Here is a 13,357-nt window from a genome sequence, read left to right as displayed (position 1 = left end):
AAGATATGTTCACTTCATTGCATGCAGACAAGTTGACGGTCCTCGGCGGAAACATCCCGCTTGACGACCGCGTGAGCTGGGTTCCAGAAGGTGCAACAGGCTTCCAGCCGTCGAACGCTTACCTCCTGACCGAAGGAACTTCCCGCCTTCTGGTTGATTCAGGTTTGGCTGTCCACAGCGACGAGATCCTCGAGGACCTGGCGGAGCTTATTGGTGAAGGCGGGGGAGTATCCATCTTCTTCACCCGGAGCGAGATGGACTGTGTGTCCAACCTCGAACCGATCGCCGGGCGGTTCGACATCGAGCGGCTCTTCACTGGCGGGGTAATCAACCCCTTCGATGCCTTCGATGACCTGAGCCGGATGGCACTTCGAGGCAGGCGCCACCAGATCGACGCACACAGGACCGAAGAGGGTGACTCCCTTGCCCGGGCTGCCGAGATCGAGATAGCGCCCGATCGCGTGCTCCAAGTGGAATCGCCCCTGCTGCGCCTCCTTCCCACGTTCTGGGGCTGGGACCAGGAGACAGGCACGCTGTTCACCTCGGATACCTTCACGCACGGTGTTATGGATCGGCCCGACGGGCAGCGCATCATCGACTCCACCGTGGAGGACACCACCACGGTGGAACAGGTGGCCGGACACTTGTATGCGAAGTACGAGTGGATCCCGCGCTCCACATGCGAACCCCTGAGGGAATGGCTGCAGGAAAAGTTCCACGCCCTGGACCCCGAGATCATTGCCCCTTCCCGCGGTTGCGTTCTCAAGGGCCGCGACGTGGTGCGGCGGCATTTGGATTTCATGCTCGACGCCCTCACCCCGCAGTTGGTTTAGGAGAGAATCATGGAAGAACAACTCGTAGAAACGATGAGCAGCGACCTCCCACGCAGCGTCGCGAAGGGCGTCACGTGGATGAGTTCCTGCCTCCCGTTCCACTTGGCCGACCGCGTAATCCACGGCCATAACTCCACCTACTTGCTCCAGGGAGAACACTCGTCCATCCTGGTCGATACTGGCAACCCGTCCAGCTGGCCGATCATTTCAAGCACTCTGGACGAGCTGCTGGATGGACGCGAGCTGACCTACGTTTTCCCCACGCACCCTGAGCTTCCCCACACCGGAAACCTGCCCAGGCTGGTGGAGAAGTATCCGAACATCCAGGTGGTGGGCGACACCCGCGACTACCACTTGTTCTACCCGCAGATCGTTCCGAATCTCCACGCAAAGGTGCCTGGCGACAAAGTGGATCTGGGTGGGCAGGAGTTTGTGGTTGTGGAGGCCCTCATCCGGGACCTGCCCAACACGCAATGGGGATTTGCCCCTGGAGCAGGCGTGCTCTTCACTGCGGACGGCTTCTGTTACATGCACCGTCCCGAACTCGACGACGAAGACCCAGTACACCTCCCCGGCGAATGCGGTTTGACCACCGGCGAACTGCAGGTTCCCATCGCCGTCGAGAACGCCGCCTTCTTCACCGGAAGCGCCCTTTATTGGGCGCGCTTCGCAAACGACGCAGACGCAGTTTACGATCGCGTTCTTCATCTTATTGATGAACTCGGCGTCACCTCCGTGGCCCCCACCCACGGCAACTTCATTAGCAACATCCGCGACGTGGAGCCCATCATTCGGGCGGGCCACAAGCGGGCTTACCGCTACGAGACTGCACAGTCGTAGCTTCCCCCCAATAAACGGAGCCACCTTCATGAAAAGTCTGCGTTTGCTCACCGGAGGCGCTGCAATTGCCCTCACCACATCCCTTGTTGCCTGCGGAGGTCCAGCCCCGCAAACTGCAGCTACCAAATCCATAGAAAACGTTGTTGTTGCCGTGGGCGCCCTGCCCGACAGCCTGACGCCGGCGCCTTGGGGAGGCAGCGCGTCGCACGTAGTGCTCAGTGGACTCGGCTCGCAACTCCTCGAATACAAGATGGGAACAAGCGACGGCAAGTCGTGCCCCGCGCCGTCCACAGAAGTATCGGGCCGCCTGGCCGAAAGCGCCAAACCAAGCCCTGACGGAACGGGCGTGATTGTCACCCTTCGCAAGCTCACGAGTCAGTTTGGAAACACCCTGTCGGCCGAGGACGTCCGATGGAGTTTCGATATCGGCATGAAGCGTCAGCCGGTTATGAAGGGGACGCTGAAGAGCAGCGGCTTCAATGTTGACAACCTGGTCAAGGTGATCGACGAGCACACTTTCCAGCTGAACACCACCGGACTTACCTCTTACACAGAAGAATCATTGCAAAACAACCTCTTCTACATCCACGACAGCACGGAAGCAAAGAAGCATGCGACGGCGGATGACCCCACCGCCAACGCCTGGCTTTCGAAGAACCTCGCCGATTACAGCGGCTGGAAGCTGGAAGAATTTACTCCCGGTGCATCCCTGACCGTGACGGCGGATCCTCAGTGGGAGGGCACTCGCGGCACGGTGAAGCGGGTAGCCGTCAAGGCTGTCCAGAGCACCGCTACCCGCAGCCAGCTGGTCGAAACCGGCGAAGTACAGGTAGCCAATGGCTTTGAATACGACCAGTACAAGTCACTGGAGAAGTCTCCGGGCGTGACTGTCATGAACTGCCCCAGCCAGACCCGCGACACCATGATGATCAACACCAAGACCGGTCCACTTGCCGATCCCAAGGTTCGGCACGCGGTCTCCATGGCTATCGACCGCGAAGCGCTGATCAAGGGTGCGTACGCAGGCTTCGGCGAACCCGCAAAGTCGATCTTCCCCAATGTTGACGAATCTGCGATCTACAAGTTCAACAAGGACGAAGCCAAGAAGCTGCTCAGCGAGGCCGGATACGGCAATGGCTTCCCGATGACCCTCAGCTACAGCGTTACGCGTCCGGGGCCTGTGGCGGCCAAGTCCGCGGTCCTGATCCAGTCCATGCTCAAGGAAGTCGGCATCGACGTCCAGTTGCAGAATGTGGCCAGCTCCACCGACTTCTCGACTGCGCTCATCGACGGCCGTTACCAGGCAGTGCTGTACTCGGAGCCGATCGTCATTGCCGATCCCGCCTTCTACAGCTACGCGTTCTACGGCAGTGCCGCCCCCAGCAACAGCACCGGCTGGTCCAACCCTGAATTCGATAAGGCACGCAGCGAACTCGCAGCAACTCCGGACCAGGAAACGGAGAAGCGTGATGGCCTCCTGAAGAAGATGGCCGGGCTGGTGGATGAGGGTGCAGCCATTCTGTCGCTCGTTGAAACCAGGGGAGTGCTGGTCACCAGGGAAGGTCTCTCGGGCGCGGTTCCACTGACCAATGGCCAAATCTACTTCAATTCCCTGGGCCGCTAGGCCGCCAGTAGTTACGAGTGGTGCCGGTCGGTCGCCGTCGAAACCCGGCCGGCATCACCTTACAGAAGAAGGACTTCCGATGATTGAAATTTGCGGAAAGCAGGTCCGCGACACCCTGCAGGAGTTACTGGATCCAGCCACTACGGCCCTTGTGGTTATCGATATGCAGGAAGGGGCTGTCTACGCCGGCGGTGCCATTGGCGATTCCGGCCACGACCTGAGCATGATGCCTTCCGTGGCCAAGCGCTGCGGCAGGGCAATTGAGTCGGCCCGGAAGAACGGTGTTCCGATCTTCCACATCCGGGTCGAAAACCTTCCCGACGGCGCCAGCTCGCCTCCAGCGTGGCTGCGGGCTTTGTACACGGCTGCCAACGGGCGGCCGATCGATCTTGGCAGGCTCAGCCTCAAGGGCGATCCGGCTACGGAGTTTTGCGCCGAATGCATGCCCGAAGAGGGCGAAGTCATCATCACAAAGCGCCGCCCAAGCGCATTTGTAGGCACGGAATTGGCCCTCCTTCTCCGGAGCCAGGGCATTGAATCGGTCGCTTTGGTGGGCGTCTCCACAGGTGGTTGCGTCGAGGCTACGCTGCGTGATGCGGTCCATAACGACTTCTACGCGGTCCTGATCGAGGATGCTGTAGGCGCCTACGACACCGTGGTCCACGACGCTGCGCTGACTGTCATGAGGGCCCGCCACGATGTCTGCACGCTGGACCAGGCCATTGAGGTTTGGGACTCGGCCGGCGCAGACTCCTGATTCAACTGACGAGAACCATAGAGAGGAGAAGCCGTTGAATCCACGCACAGCCCAGCGGGCGGCGGTCACCGGCGCCCACCGCCTCATTGGAGACCGTGTTCACCGTTTGGGAGCAAGTATCGTCCTGGACGAAAACGTCAGTTGGTGCCCGCCGGGGACCCGGACCATCCAGCCCGTGAATTGCTACCTCATTAAGGGAGACAACGGCTCAGTGCTGGTCGACACAGGCATCCGGCTTCATGAAGCTGAAATCATCCAGCAGTTGGACTCACTCCTGGAACAGGGGGAACGGCTGGCTGTGGTGCTGACACGGACAGAAATGGAATGTTGCCTGAACCTTCCGGCCATCGAAGCGCGGTTCAACGTCGAATCGGTCTGGTACACGGGCGGAATTACGGTGCCGAGGATGAGTGCGTCACCGCAGCGCATCATGGTCAATCCTGGAACCTCGCGTGAGGTGGAGGTTATCGATGGCCTGACGTTGGAGTTCGTGTCGCCGTTGATGCGGCTGCTGCCGACGCTTTGGATCTTCGATCCAGTCTCCAAGGTGCTCCTGACCTCGGACGGTTTCACCCATCGTTACCCGGGCAGCTCGACTGCTGAGGCGGGGCTGCAGAAATTCCAATGGTTTGCCCAGGCGGATACGAGGGACATTGCAGGGGACGTTGAAGAAGTAATCCTTCGGCGACAGGTTGCGGCCATCGGCCCCGGGTACGGGGAGCCGATCGTCGGCGCAGGCGAATCTGCCTCCGAGGCCGACGCCCTGGCCGAGGCGATCAGGAAGGTGGGTCTTCAGTGAGTGCCGACGTTCCGGGCGCGGAGCCAACCAAGGGCCGCGTCATCGCAGAAGGGGTGTATTGGCTGGGCGGATGCCTGTCCGCCAGCGCCGAGGGACAGGAAGTCCACTACCACGTTTCGTCTTACCTGGTGATGGGCTCCGAAGCATCCATCCTGGTGGACACGGGAGATCCCGCGCATCGGGATACCGTCCTGGCCGAACTGGAGAATGCGCTTGGAAGCAGATCGCTGGACTACGTCTTCCCGACGCATCCGGAAATCCCGCATGCTGGCAATCTTCCGGTCCTGTTGGAGCGTTATCCGTCGGCCGTCGTCGTTGGGGACGTTCGTGATTACGCACTTCATTTCCCCGAGTATGCAGACCGCCTGACAGCCAAGCGTGCTGGGGAGTCGGTTGCTCTGGGGGACAGGGAGTTCCATTTCCTTCCTGCTTACATTCGTGACCTGGAGAACACTCTCTGGGGCTACGACTCCGGTGCGGGGATCATGTTCGTTTCCGATGGCTTTTCCTACATCCACGACATACCAGGACCGGATGAGGACGATGAACCCGTGCATCTGCCCGGGCAGTGCCGTTTGCTCTCCACCGAAATGCCCGAACCGCCGTCCGTGGAACAGGCGGCGTATGGTACGGGCCGCGCCCTCTACTGGACCAAGTTCGTTGATGTGGGCACGGCGTTCCGAAGCATCGAGGAAGCCCTGGAGGACTACCCAACCAGCTTGATAGGGCCTGCCCACGGAAACGTCATTGACGACGTCCAGGGCATGCTCACGACATCGCTGGCTGCCCATCGCAAGGTTTACGAAGGGCGGAGGCTCTAAATGAACCCCCGTCACTATGATCAGCAAGGAGAGAGTCAATGCGGGACCTGATTGGATATGGGGAGAACCCCCCGATTGTCACTTGGCCTCATGGCGCCAAGGTTGCCGTCTCCTTGGTGCTGAACTACGAGGAAGGCGCTGAAAGTTCCATCGAAGCCGGCGATGAGCGGGACGAGGACGTTTCGATCTTTGGAGGGTGGTCCTCTGATCCCTCGCGGCGCAGCCTTATGAAGGAGTCCTTCTTCGAATACGGCAGCCGCGTCGGCATTTGGCGGTACCTGGGAATGTTGCGGGAGTACCACGTACCAGCAACTGTCATGGCTTGCGGAGCTGCCCTGGAACGGAACCCGGACGCGGCGCTGGCTATTGTCCGGGACGGTCATGAGATCTGTGCCCACGGCTACAAGTGGCGCGGAACCGTGGGAATGGAGCCGGATGAAGAGCGGCGCGAAATACGGAAGTCCTTGGCCGCCGTCGAGGCTGTGTCCGGAGTACGGCCGGTGGGCTGGTATGTCCGTGAGGGCATCACTGAGAACACGCGGACCATCCTGGCCGAGGAAGGCGTCCTTTACGATTCCAATTCTTACGCAGACGACCTTCCCTACTATGTGAAGGCGGGCACGCACAATCACTTGGTAGTGCCGTATTCGGGTGACACGAACGATGCCCGCTTCTGGGGCAACGGGAGCTTGGGCACCGCAGAGGACTTCTTCAACGTGCTGAAGGACTCTCTGGACTGCCTGCTGATTGAGGGCGAAACCGTGCCCAAGATGATGTCCGTCGGGCTGCACTTGAGGATCGGCGGCCGGCCCAGCGTCGCCCATGGAGTGCGCCGTTTTCTGGAGTACGCCCTTGCCAAAGAGGGAGTCTGGTTCGCCACCCGCGAGGAGATCGCACGGTGGTGGATGGAGCACCCACCCGTGGAGGCCAACGCCAGTTCCGCCGAGGCTGCTTTCGAGGGGGCGGCGTAATGGGAACAGGCGACGGGCAAACAGCCACGATCAACATCGATCGCCTGGTGCACAACGTCCACGAGCAAGGCTTTACTGCCCTGGACAAGATAGGACTCAACGGTCAGCGCGATCAAGGGCTGGTCAGCACACTCATCTCCCGGGACCTTAGTGGTTCTGATGATTTGTGCGTCAGCTGGGGTCGGATCCTTCCCGGTCAGCACCATCTATGCCACCATCACCCGGACGCGTCAGAGTTTTATGTTGTCCTAAGCGGAACCCCGATCGTTCATCTTGGCGACACTACGTACCGGGCAAAACCAGGCGATGGCATTTACATCCCACGCGGGACTACGCACGGACTTACCAACGACGGTTCGGAAAATGTGGAACTTGTTGTTGGGGTGAGCAAGCCTGCTGACTGGCAATTCGTCCCGGATGAGTGAGGAGGATCCACACGTGACCCAGGAACAGTCTTCGATCCTAAAACGCAGCGTTGGCATCATCACCGCCGACCCCACTCCTACCTTGCTGGCGCTCCTCGCGCACACCGAGGTGGACTTCCTGGTCCTCGATGCTGAACAGACAGGGATTTCCGTCGGGCAATGCCGCGATGTAGTGCAGCGCCTGGCTGGCTCCGGGGTGCACGTGGCAGTGCGCGTACCGGATTTGGAACCGAACACCCTGGTGGCTTTCGCCAACACCGGTGTAGGGGAGATCGTCCTTCCGCAGGTCCGGACGGTAGACCAACTCGAACAGGCCTACGAAGCTACGAGGTACGCCCCCGTGGGATCGCGCCCCCACCAGGTCACCCCAGCTTCGTCCTTTGGCATGGATTATTCTTCCTCTCCTTTGCTCACCGTGTTGTTCGAGACGGCGGAAGCTGTGGAACGCGTCAAGGAGTTCGTTGACAGTGACGCATTTGGCGGAGGCTGGGTGGGCCCGACTGACCTGGGCGCAGACCTCCGCCGACATGGAGAAGAGCGCCCGGAAGCCTTGCAGGAAGCCATCCAGCATGTGGTGGACATTGTTGCGGGGGCCGGTTACAGCATCGGAGTTCCGGCGCCGGCCATGGCTGCCGCGGCGACAGTTTTTCGCCGTGGGGCTGACCGTTGTGCCGTGTATTGGGAGAAAGAGGTTGCTTCCATGTTGACCGGTTACGCCGGGTTGAGGGCGGCGTGAGCAACCTTGCCAAGGGCGCGGTGGCCCTTGAATCCGGTGTCTTCAAAAAGGCATCCAAGCGAAATCATCTTCGATATACTGACGCAAAACCGAGGACTAATGAAGGAGTCGTCGTGGACGGTACGGACACAGCACAAGGCGAAGTAACCGAGTCCCTGGAACGCGACTTCTGGATTGCCCATCTTGGGGCGATGATCAAGCAGCAGCGCCTCGGCCGCTTCACGGTGGAGGAGCTTGCTGAACGCGCAGGCGTCAGCGCGGGGCTCATCAGCCAGATCGAGCGCGGAATCGGCAATCCTTCCTTTGCGACCCTTCTTCGTCTGGCGAACTCACTGGACCTGCCGCTGGCAAGCATGTTCATGGACCCCAATGAGGGTCAGGACCACATGTTGGTACGCAGGGCGGACCGGCGACGAATCGAAATTCCTTCGCAGGGCATCATCATGGAGCTGATCGTTCCGGATTCAGAGCGCAAGCTGGGAGTCATCAGCATGACCATTCCAGCCAACTTCGAGGGCGCACACGTTCCGCATTCCCACGAGGGCGAGGAGTGTGTCATTCTCCAAGCCGGCACCTTGGTGGCGACCATCGGTGGGCAGGATTTTGTGCTGGAAGCGGGCGACAGCCTCACATACGACGCTTCCTTGCCACACTGGTGGAGCAATCAAACGAATTCGGCCGCAGTCATGCTCGCGATCTCCACGCCTCCCTCGCTCGGCAAAGCGCACTAATCGTGGGCGTTCCCGGCCCGGCGACCAGGCTTGGCATCCTGGTCCCATCGAGCAATTCGAATGCAGAAACGCTCACAGCATCGATCGTTGCGGAACAGCCCGACCTTGGAGTGCACTACACCCGCTTCCGTCTGCCTCCAAGCCTTGATGATCCAGTTGACTTGGGCGTTCTTGGAGAGGCTCTTTCCTTGTTGAAAGACGCCGACCCGCAAGCCATCGCATTCCACGGCACTTCCGGCTCCTGGACGGGTATCGCCGGCGATCAGGGTCTTTGTGCCGGGCTTAAGTCGATGTGCGGCGCGCCGGCCACCACTGCCTCCTTGGCCGTCGTCGAGGCTCTTGCTGCATTGCAGGCAACACGCATCGGCCTCGTTTTTCCGGGGCCCGGCAGTATTGCTTCCCTGATTCAGGAGGAGTACGCCGCGCACGGCATTGACGTCAAGGGTATTTCGGTTCCAGAAGTTGTGATGACCAACCCGGAAATAGCCAGGCTTGACCAGTCCGGAGTGGTGGGTCTGATGAGGCCCGCCTTCACTCCGGACCTAGATGCCGTGGTGTGTATTGGAACCAACCTTCGCTCCGGATACTTCGTGGCCGGCCTCGAGCAGGAGTTTGGCATTCCCGTGGTGGACAGTGCTATCGCGACCATATGGCATCTGCTCCGCGTTGCCGGGGTCGCCCGACCGATCCCGGGATGGGGCGCGCTACTGGCTTTGGAGTAGTAGCGGCGGAGTTGAAGCGGCCTCGAAGCCAGCTTCGCGGTACGCCCCGAAGGTGACCCTACGACGCCGGAGGTCCGCCCGCCGTCGTCTGCTCCGCCGTCGTCTGCTCCGCCGTCGTAACGCGCAGCCAGGCATTGACGATGTCCTGCCGGGTCGCGAACCAGACATCTTTCTGCTGTGCATAGGTTATGAATCGCTCAAGCGCCACTGCATACGCCGGCCTTCCGATGAGCCGCGGGTGGAGGCCCACGCTCATCACAGAGGGGCCGCCGCGGGGGTCTTCGAGCAGCATGTCCAAGGCGGCGATCAGGTGGTTGCCGAACGCCGTCGCGGTGGGAAATTGCTTGAACAGCCCGGAATCGTTGGTGTCGCCTGCGTATGGCAGCACGGGAAGACGCGGGTTTCCTTGACCACTGCCCCAATGCGGCAGGTCGTCGTTGAAGCTGTTTGATTCGTAGGTGAACCCGTTGGTGGCGAGCACCTCGCGCGTCCCCGGCTTGAGTCCATCACGCGAGTACCAGCTCGTGGGAGCCAGGCCTGTGCTGGCCTCTATTGCATTCCTGGAGGCGACGATCAGGCGCTGCTCCGCTTCGTCGTCGAGGTCTGTGTGAGTGTCCCACTGGTGCCCGTGATCTGCGATCTCATGTCCGTCGCGGACCAATGCGGCAGCGATTGGAGGATTGAGCTGCAACGCTACGGCACAGCAGAATGCGGTGGCGTGGACGCTATGCTTCCGCAGGATCCTCAACAAGCGCCAGATCCCAGCCCTGGAGCCGTATTCGAACGCCGATTCCAAGGTGATGTTCCGTTCCGCTGATGCCTGGGCGGGAATCCAATGTGCCCCAAGATCATTGGCTTTGTCCCCACGGGCGATGCTGCGTTCGGCACCCTCTTCCACATTGATCACCAAGGAAACCGCCACCTTGGCATTGCCCGGCCAGCGGAATTGTGGCGGAGTTTCGCCATATCCGATGAAATCCCGCTGCGTGGGCATCTGTGCCATTGGCTTCTCCGTTCGGGGGTTCCGGCGCCGCAGCCTTACGGCTATAGTGAAGCAAACTTCGATATGATGAAACTAGTCGAGAGGGGCGCAAATGTCTACGCTCATTCGCGGGGGCACGGTCATTACGGCCTCCAGCGAGACAGTCATCGACGGCGGAGCAGTAGTCATCCGTGATGGCCGGATTGCAGATGTGCTCCGCCGCTGGGATGCAGGACAAGCATTTGACGGCGATGTCATCGACGCGGCCGGCTGCGTCGTCATGCCAGGTCTCATCAATATCCACACCCACGGAGTGACGCCCGGCCCGCTGTTCCCGAGCGCGGCAGCGGCACTGCCCGCCGAGCGATGGATGGCGAATCTCGACAGGCACCTTCTAGCCGGAACCACCACTGTCCTTAGCCTGTGTGGTTTCGCTTCGATGGACGATGTCCGCGAAGCCGACAAGCGACACGCCGTGCACGTTCGCGGAGCGACGACGCATTTGCCACATTGCTTGCAGGCCGCTGAATTGGCGGACGGGAAGGGTCTTACCGCGGAGGTAGGGGAACTCACCGTTGGGGGGATGCTCGACGACGGTGCTATCGCCATCGGGGAGCTGGGCGGTGGCCAAACGTTGGGTGGGGGAGGGCAGGACCTTGTCTACATCCCGGCGGCTATCCAAAAATCCTCCGGTATTCGAGTCAATATCGACCAAGCCCGCCGCATCAAGGAAGCAGTCCTGGGCAGGTTTATCGACATCCGTGCCTTCGATCCGGCCGCGCTGGCCGAGGCCGCCAAGGATGCAGGACTGGCGGATGCCTTCACAGCTACCCAATTGGCCAAGCTCGTCAGGGACACGGTGATGCCATCATTTGTCCCCGCAATAGAAGGGATCCGGGAGGGCGTCCGTGCGGCGTCGAAGTTCGGCGTTCCGGCCATCGTCCACAGTGCATCGGCGACCGCCAGCGTCTTAAGGGAACTAATGCCCGAGCTTGAAGGAACCGGAGCCACGCTCATCGCTGCGCACGCGAACCACCCTTCCCACACGCCGGCCGAGGCCCACGAACTGGCTGTCCTGGGCAACAAAATGGGTTGGCCTGCCGAGGCTTCCGTCTTTGATCTCCTGCACCGCAGGCGAACGGTTAAGACGCGTGAGCACTGGGACTTGCTGCTCAAGGAACCCGGGCTGATCTCAGTCATCGGGACCGATTATGGACACGACGGCGATCATGACGAGCTGATTTCTGCCGTCCAGGACATCGCGGCGCGTGGACATCGTTCCTTGGCTGGTGCCGTTGCCATGGCAACCTCTGCCGTGGCTGATCTCGTCCCGGGCATCGCACCCGGCAGTGGGCGGCTCGAGGCAGGGAGAGCCGGGGATGTAGTTGTCGCTAGCGCCGAGGATTTCCGCGATGTGCGTGTTGTCCTGGCGGACGGCGTCTGCGTGGTTCGGGATGGACAACTTACCCCGGAGGCCCACCGATGAGCCGGCCAGTCAACGAGGCGCTCCCGCTAAGCAGTCACCATCTGGCCATCCTCCGTGATCTGGTTGGATCTTCGATTGCCCAGCAGGACCTTCCAGCGCTGGAGAGCGCGTACCGCGACTTCCGGACCGGGATGGAATCCCTGAAGGCTGCCTTTGAACAGCAAATTCTTCTGGAAAAGGAGAGTGGCGTGAAACGGGAGGCTAATCCTTGACCGAAGCATGGGAGCTGGGCATCGCGGAGGCAGCAGTCCTCATCCGGCGCCGTCATGTGTCAGCAGTTGAACTGCTCGACTCTGTTGTGGACCGGGCCCGGGCCACAGAGCAGTATGCCCAAGCCTGGGCGCATATAGACGAACGCGGCGCGCGTGAAGCTGCCCGCGTCGCAGATGACCTGGCCGTCGGAGGCCAATTCGCTGGCAGCCTTCACGGGATCCCCCTTGGAGTGAAGGACGTCATCGACGTCCGGGGGATGCCGACGGAGGCCGGCTCCGAAAGCCTCCGCGGGAATATCGCTCTGGACGACGCTGGAGTGGTACGCCGACTCCGTGGCAACGGTGCCGTGATCCTCGGAAAGCTTCAAACACACGAGTTCGCTTTTGGACAAGGAACTCCACCGTCGCGAAACCCTTGGGGTCCTGACCGGTATGCAGGCGGCTCATCGGTTGGATCGGGCGTTGCCGTGGCTGTGGGATCAATTCCCGGAGCGCTGGGAACCGACACCGGTGGCTCCGTCCGAAACCCGGCTGCCGTCAATGGTCTGGTAGGGCTGAAGCCAAGCAACGGCGTCGTGTCTTCCTCCGGCATCCTTCACGTAAGCCACACCATGGATCAAGTGGGACCTATTGCCCGGAGCGTCGAGGACTGCGCGGCGCTGCTGGACGGCATGGTGGAGCCACACGGGATGGCCCTGCTCGGGGGACCTGTATCAGCGCAAATCCGTGAAGCTACTGTTCCGGTCAGGCTTGGGGTTGATCGCAGAATGTGGTCGGAGTGGGGAGTTACGGCGGAAGTCAGGGAAACTGTGGAAGGAGCCCTGTGCGTACTCAGGGACCTTAAATTCGAGGTCGTGGAACTTCCGCTTCCCGAGCTTGACCTTGCCCTGCATGCCAGCGTCGCAATCTCCTTATCCGAAGCTGCCCAACATCACCGTGCCAGGCTGGAAAGCGCGGCGGAACGATACTTGCCTGCCACCCGCATCATGATCGAAACAGGTGCACTGGCTTCGGAGGAGGACATTCATCTCGCGTGGCAGGTAAGGGAGCACCTCCGGTCGTTTTTGCCGCGGGCCATGGCACGGGCCGGGGTGCAGGCAGTGGTGTCACCTACGCTTCCGGCGATCGCCCCCTTGGCCCAGGCGATGTCCTCTGAACTCACAGGCTCTCCAGAAGAGGGTTCCCTATCGGCAGCCCTTCGCATGCTTTCAGCTGCAAACCTGACCGGTATGCCGGGGGTCAGTGTTCCCTGTGGCTTCGCCAACGGGCAGCCCGTTGGCCTGCACATTCTGGGACCGGAATACACCGATGCCACAGTGCTCGCGATCGCCCAGGCCTATGAGCGCGCCACCCAATGGAAGGGGTTTGTCCCGGTCCACTCGCTGCCACAAACCGTTGCGTAGGCATCTGACAGTCGG

15 protein-coding genes are annotated in these 13,357 nt (G+C 61.0%); 14 read left to right on the top strand and 1 reads right to left on the bottom strand.

Going from position 1 to position 13,357, the window contains the following annotated elements; genetic code table 11:
- Positions 1-5: 5 nt before the first annotated feature.
- The 11 genes from AC1DD7_RS06860 to AC1DD7_RS06810 all read left to right on the top strand — a co-directional run bounded on the left by AC1DD7_RS06860 (position 6) and on the right by AC1DD7_RS06810 (position 9,259).
- Positions 6-833 carry an MBL fold metallo-hydrolase gene (locus tag AC1DD7_RS06860; protein WP_477514352.1) on the top strand — a complete coding sequence of 276 codons (828 nt, stop codon included), beginning with the start codon at positions 6-8 and terminating at the stop codon, positions 831-833.
- A gap of 9 nt (positions 834-842) precedes the next feature.
- Positions 843-1,673, top strand: a complete 831-nt coding sequence (locus tag AC1DD7_RS06855) for an MBL fold metallo-hydrolase (protein WP_477514351.1) — start codon at positions 843-845, stop codon at positions 1,671-1,673.
- A 28-nt stretch (positions 1,674-1,701) separates the two neighbouring features.
- A complete protein-coding gene (locus tag AC1DD7_RS06850) occupies positions 1,702-3,297 on the top strand; it encodes an ABC transporter substrate-binding protein (protein WP_477514350.1) in 1,596 nt (531 codons plus the stop codon).
- Between the two features lie 79 nt (positions 3,298-3,376).
- Positions 3,377-4,054, top strand: a complete 678-nt coding sequence (locus AC1DD7_RS06845) for a cysteine hydrolase family protein (protein WP_477514349.1) — start codon at positions 3,377-3,379, stop codon at positions 4,052-4,054.
- Positions 4,055-4,088: 34 nt separating this feature from the next.
- Positions 4,089-4,853 carry an MBL fold metallo-hydrolase gene (locus AC1DD7_RS06840; protein ID WP_477514348.1) on the top strand — a complete coding sequence of 255 codons (765 nt, stop codon included), beginning with the start codon at positions 4,089-4,091 and terminating at the stop codon, positions 4,851-4,853.
- Positions 4,850-5,674, top strand: a complete 825-nt coding sequence (locus tag AC1DD7_RS06835; RefSeq protein WP_477514347.1) for an MBL fold metallo-hydrolase — start codon at positions 4,850-4,852, stop codon at positions 5,672-5,674. The genes AC1DD7_RS06840 and AC1DD7_RS06835 overlap by 4 nt, the downstream gene beginning before the upstream one ends.
- Positions 5,675-5,712: 38 nt before the next feature.
- The gene (locus AC1DD7_RS06830) at positions 5,713-6,645 is read left to right on the top strand and encodes a polysaccharide deacetylase family protein (protein WP_477514346.1); all 933 of its coding nucleotides are present in this window, start codon (positions 5,713-5,715) and stop codon (positions 6,643-6,645) included.
- Positions 6,645-7,070, top strand: a complete 426-nt coding sequence (locus AC1DD7_RS06825) for a cupin domain-containing protein (protein WP_477514345.1) — start codon at positions 6,645-6,647, stop codon at positions 7,068-7,070. Before AC1DD7_RS06830 ends, AC1DD7_RS06825 begins: the two co-directional genes overlap by 1 nt.
- Before the next feature lie 13 nt (positions 7,071-7,083).
- Positions 7,084-7,806, top strand: a complete 723-nt coding sequence (locus AC1DD7_RS06820) for an aldolase/citrate lyase family protein (RefSeq protein ID WP_477514344.1) — start codon at positions 7,084-7,086, stop codon at positions 7,804-7,806.
- Between the two features lie 113 nt (positions 7,807-7,919).
- The gene (locus tag AC1DD7_RS06815) at positions 7,920-8,537 is read left to right on the top strand and encodes a cupin domain-containing protein (protein WP_224094454.1); all 618 of its coding nucleotides are present in this window, start codon (positions 7,920-7,922) and stop codon (positions 8,535-8,537) included.
- A 2-nt stretch (positions 8,538-8,539) separates the two neighbouring features.
- A complete protein-coding gene (locus tag AC1DD7_RS06810) occupies positions 8,540-9,259 on the top strand; it encodes a maleate cis-trans isomerase family protein (protein ID WP_477514343.1) in 720 nt (239 codons plus the stop codon).
- A gap of 58 nt (positions 9,260-9,317) precedes the next feature.
- Here AC1DD7_RS06810 and AC1DD7_RS06805 read toward each other — a convergent pair whose 3' ends face one another.
- On the bottom strand, positions 9,318-10,262 hold the full coding sequence (locus AC1DD7_RS06805) for a polysaccharide deacetylase family protein (RefSeq protein ID WP_477514342.1): 945 nt from the start codon (positions 10,260-10,262) through the stop codon (positions 9,318-9,320).
- Between the two features lie 91 nt (positions 10,263-10,353).
- Between AC1DD7_RS06805 and AC1DD7_RS06800 the strand changes: the two genes are divergently transcribed.
- The 3 genes from AC1DD7_RS06800 to AC1DD7_RS06790 are packed head-to-tail and all read left to right on the top strand — an operon-like array spanning position 10,354 to position 13,342.
- Complete coding sequence (locus AC1DD7_RS06800; RefSeq protein WP_477514341.1) at positions 10,354-11,727, top strand: amidohydrolase family protein; 1,374 nt, start codon at positions 10,354-10,356, stop codon at positions 11,725-11,727.
- The gene (locus AC1DD7_RS06795) at positions 11,724-11,939 is read left to right on the top strand and encodes a hypothetical protein (RefSeq protein WP_442004772.1); all 216 of its coding nucleotides are present in this window, start codon (positions 11,724-11,726) and stop codon (positions 11,937-11,939) included. Before AC1DD7_RS06800 ends, AC1DD7_RS06795 begins: the two co-directional genes overlap by 4 nt.
- Positions 11,936-13,342, top strand: coding sequence for an amidase (locus AC1DD7_RS06790; RefSeq protein WP_477514340.1), 1,407 nt, complete (start codon positions 11,936-11,938; stop codon positions 13,340-13,342). The genes AC1DD7_RS06795 and AC1DD7_RS06790 overlap by 4 nt, the downstream gene beginning before the upstream one ends.
- Positions 13,343-13,357: the final 15 nt, after the last annotated feature.

Source organism: Paenarthrobacter sp. 10L412 (genome assembly GCF_056395565.1).
Note: the sequence above shows the minus strand (reverse complement) of the source record. Positions and strands in the feature narration are given on the sequence as shown.

Coding starts and splice junctions, on each gene's coding strand:
- AC1DD7_RS06860 (WP_477514352.1), top strand. CDS start 6: ATGTTCACTTCATTGCATGCAGACAAGTTGACGGTCCTCGGCGGAAAC.
- AC1DD7_RS06855 (WP_477514351.1), top strand. CDS start 843: ATGGAAGAACAACTCGTAGAAACGATGAGCAGCGACCTCCCACGCAGC.
- AC1DD7_RS06850 (WP_477514350.1), top strand. CDS start 1,702: ATGAAAAGTCTGCGTTTGCTCACCGGAGGCGCTGCAATTGCCCTCACC.
- AC1DD7_RS06845 (WP_477514349.1), top strand. CDS start 3,377: ATGATTGAAATTTGCGGAAAGCAGGTCCGCGACACCCTGCAGGAGTTA.
- AC1DD7_RS06830 (WP_477514346.1), top strand. CDS start 5,713: ATGCGGGACCTGATTGGATATGGGGAGAACCCCCCGATTGTCACTTGG.
- AC1DD7_RS06825 (WP_477514345.1), top strand. CDS start 6,645: ATGGGAACAGGCGACGGGCAAACAGCCACGATCAACATCGATCGCCTG.
- AC1DD7_RS06805 (WP_477514342.1), bottom strand. CDS start 10,262: ATGGCACAGATGCCCACGCAGCGGGATTTCATCGGATATGGCGAAACT.
- AC1DD7_RS06800 (WP_477514341.1), top strand. CDS start 10,354: ATGTCTACGCTCATTCGCGGGGGCACGGTCATTACGGCCTCCAGCGAG.
- AC1DD7_RS06795 (WP_442004772.1), top strand. CDS start 11,724: ATGAGCCGGCCAGTCAACGAGGCGCTCCCGCTAAGCAGTCACCATCTG.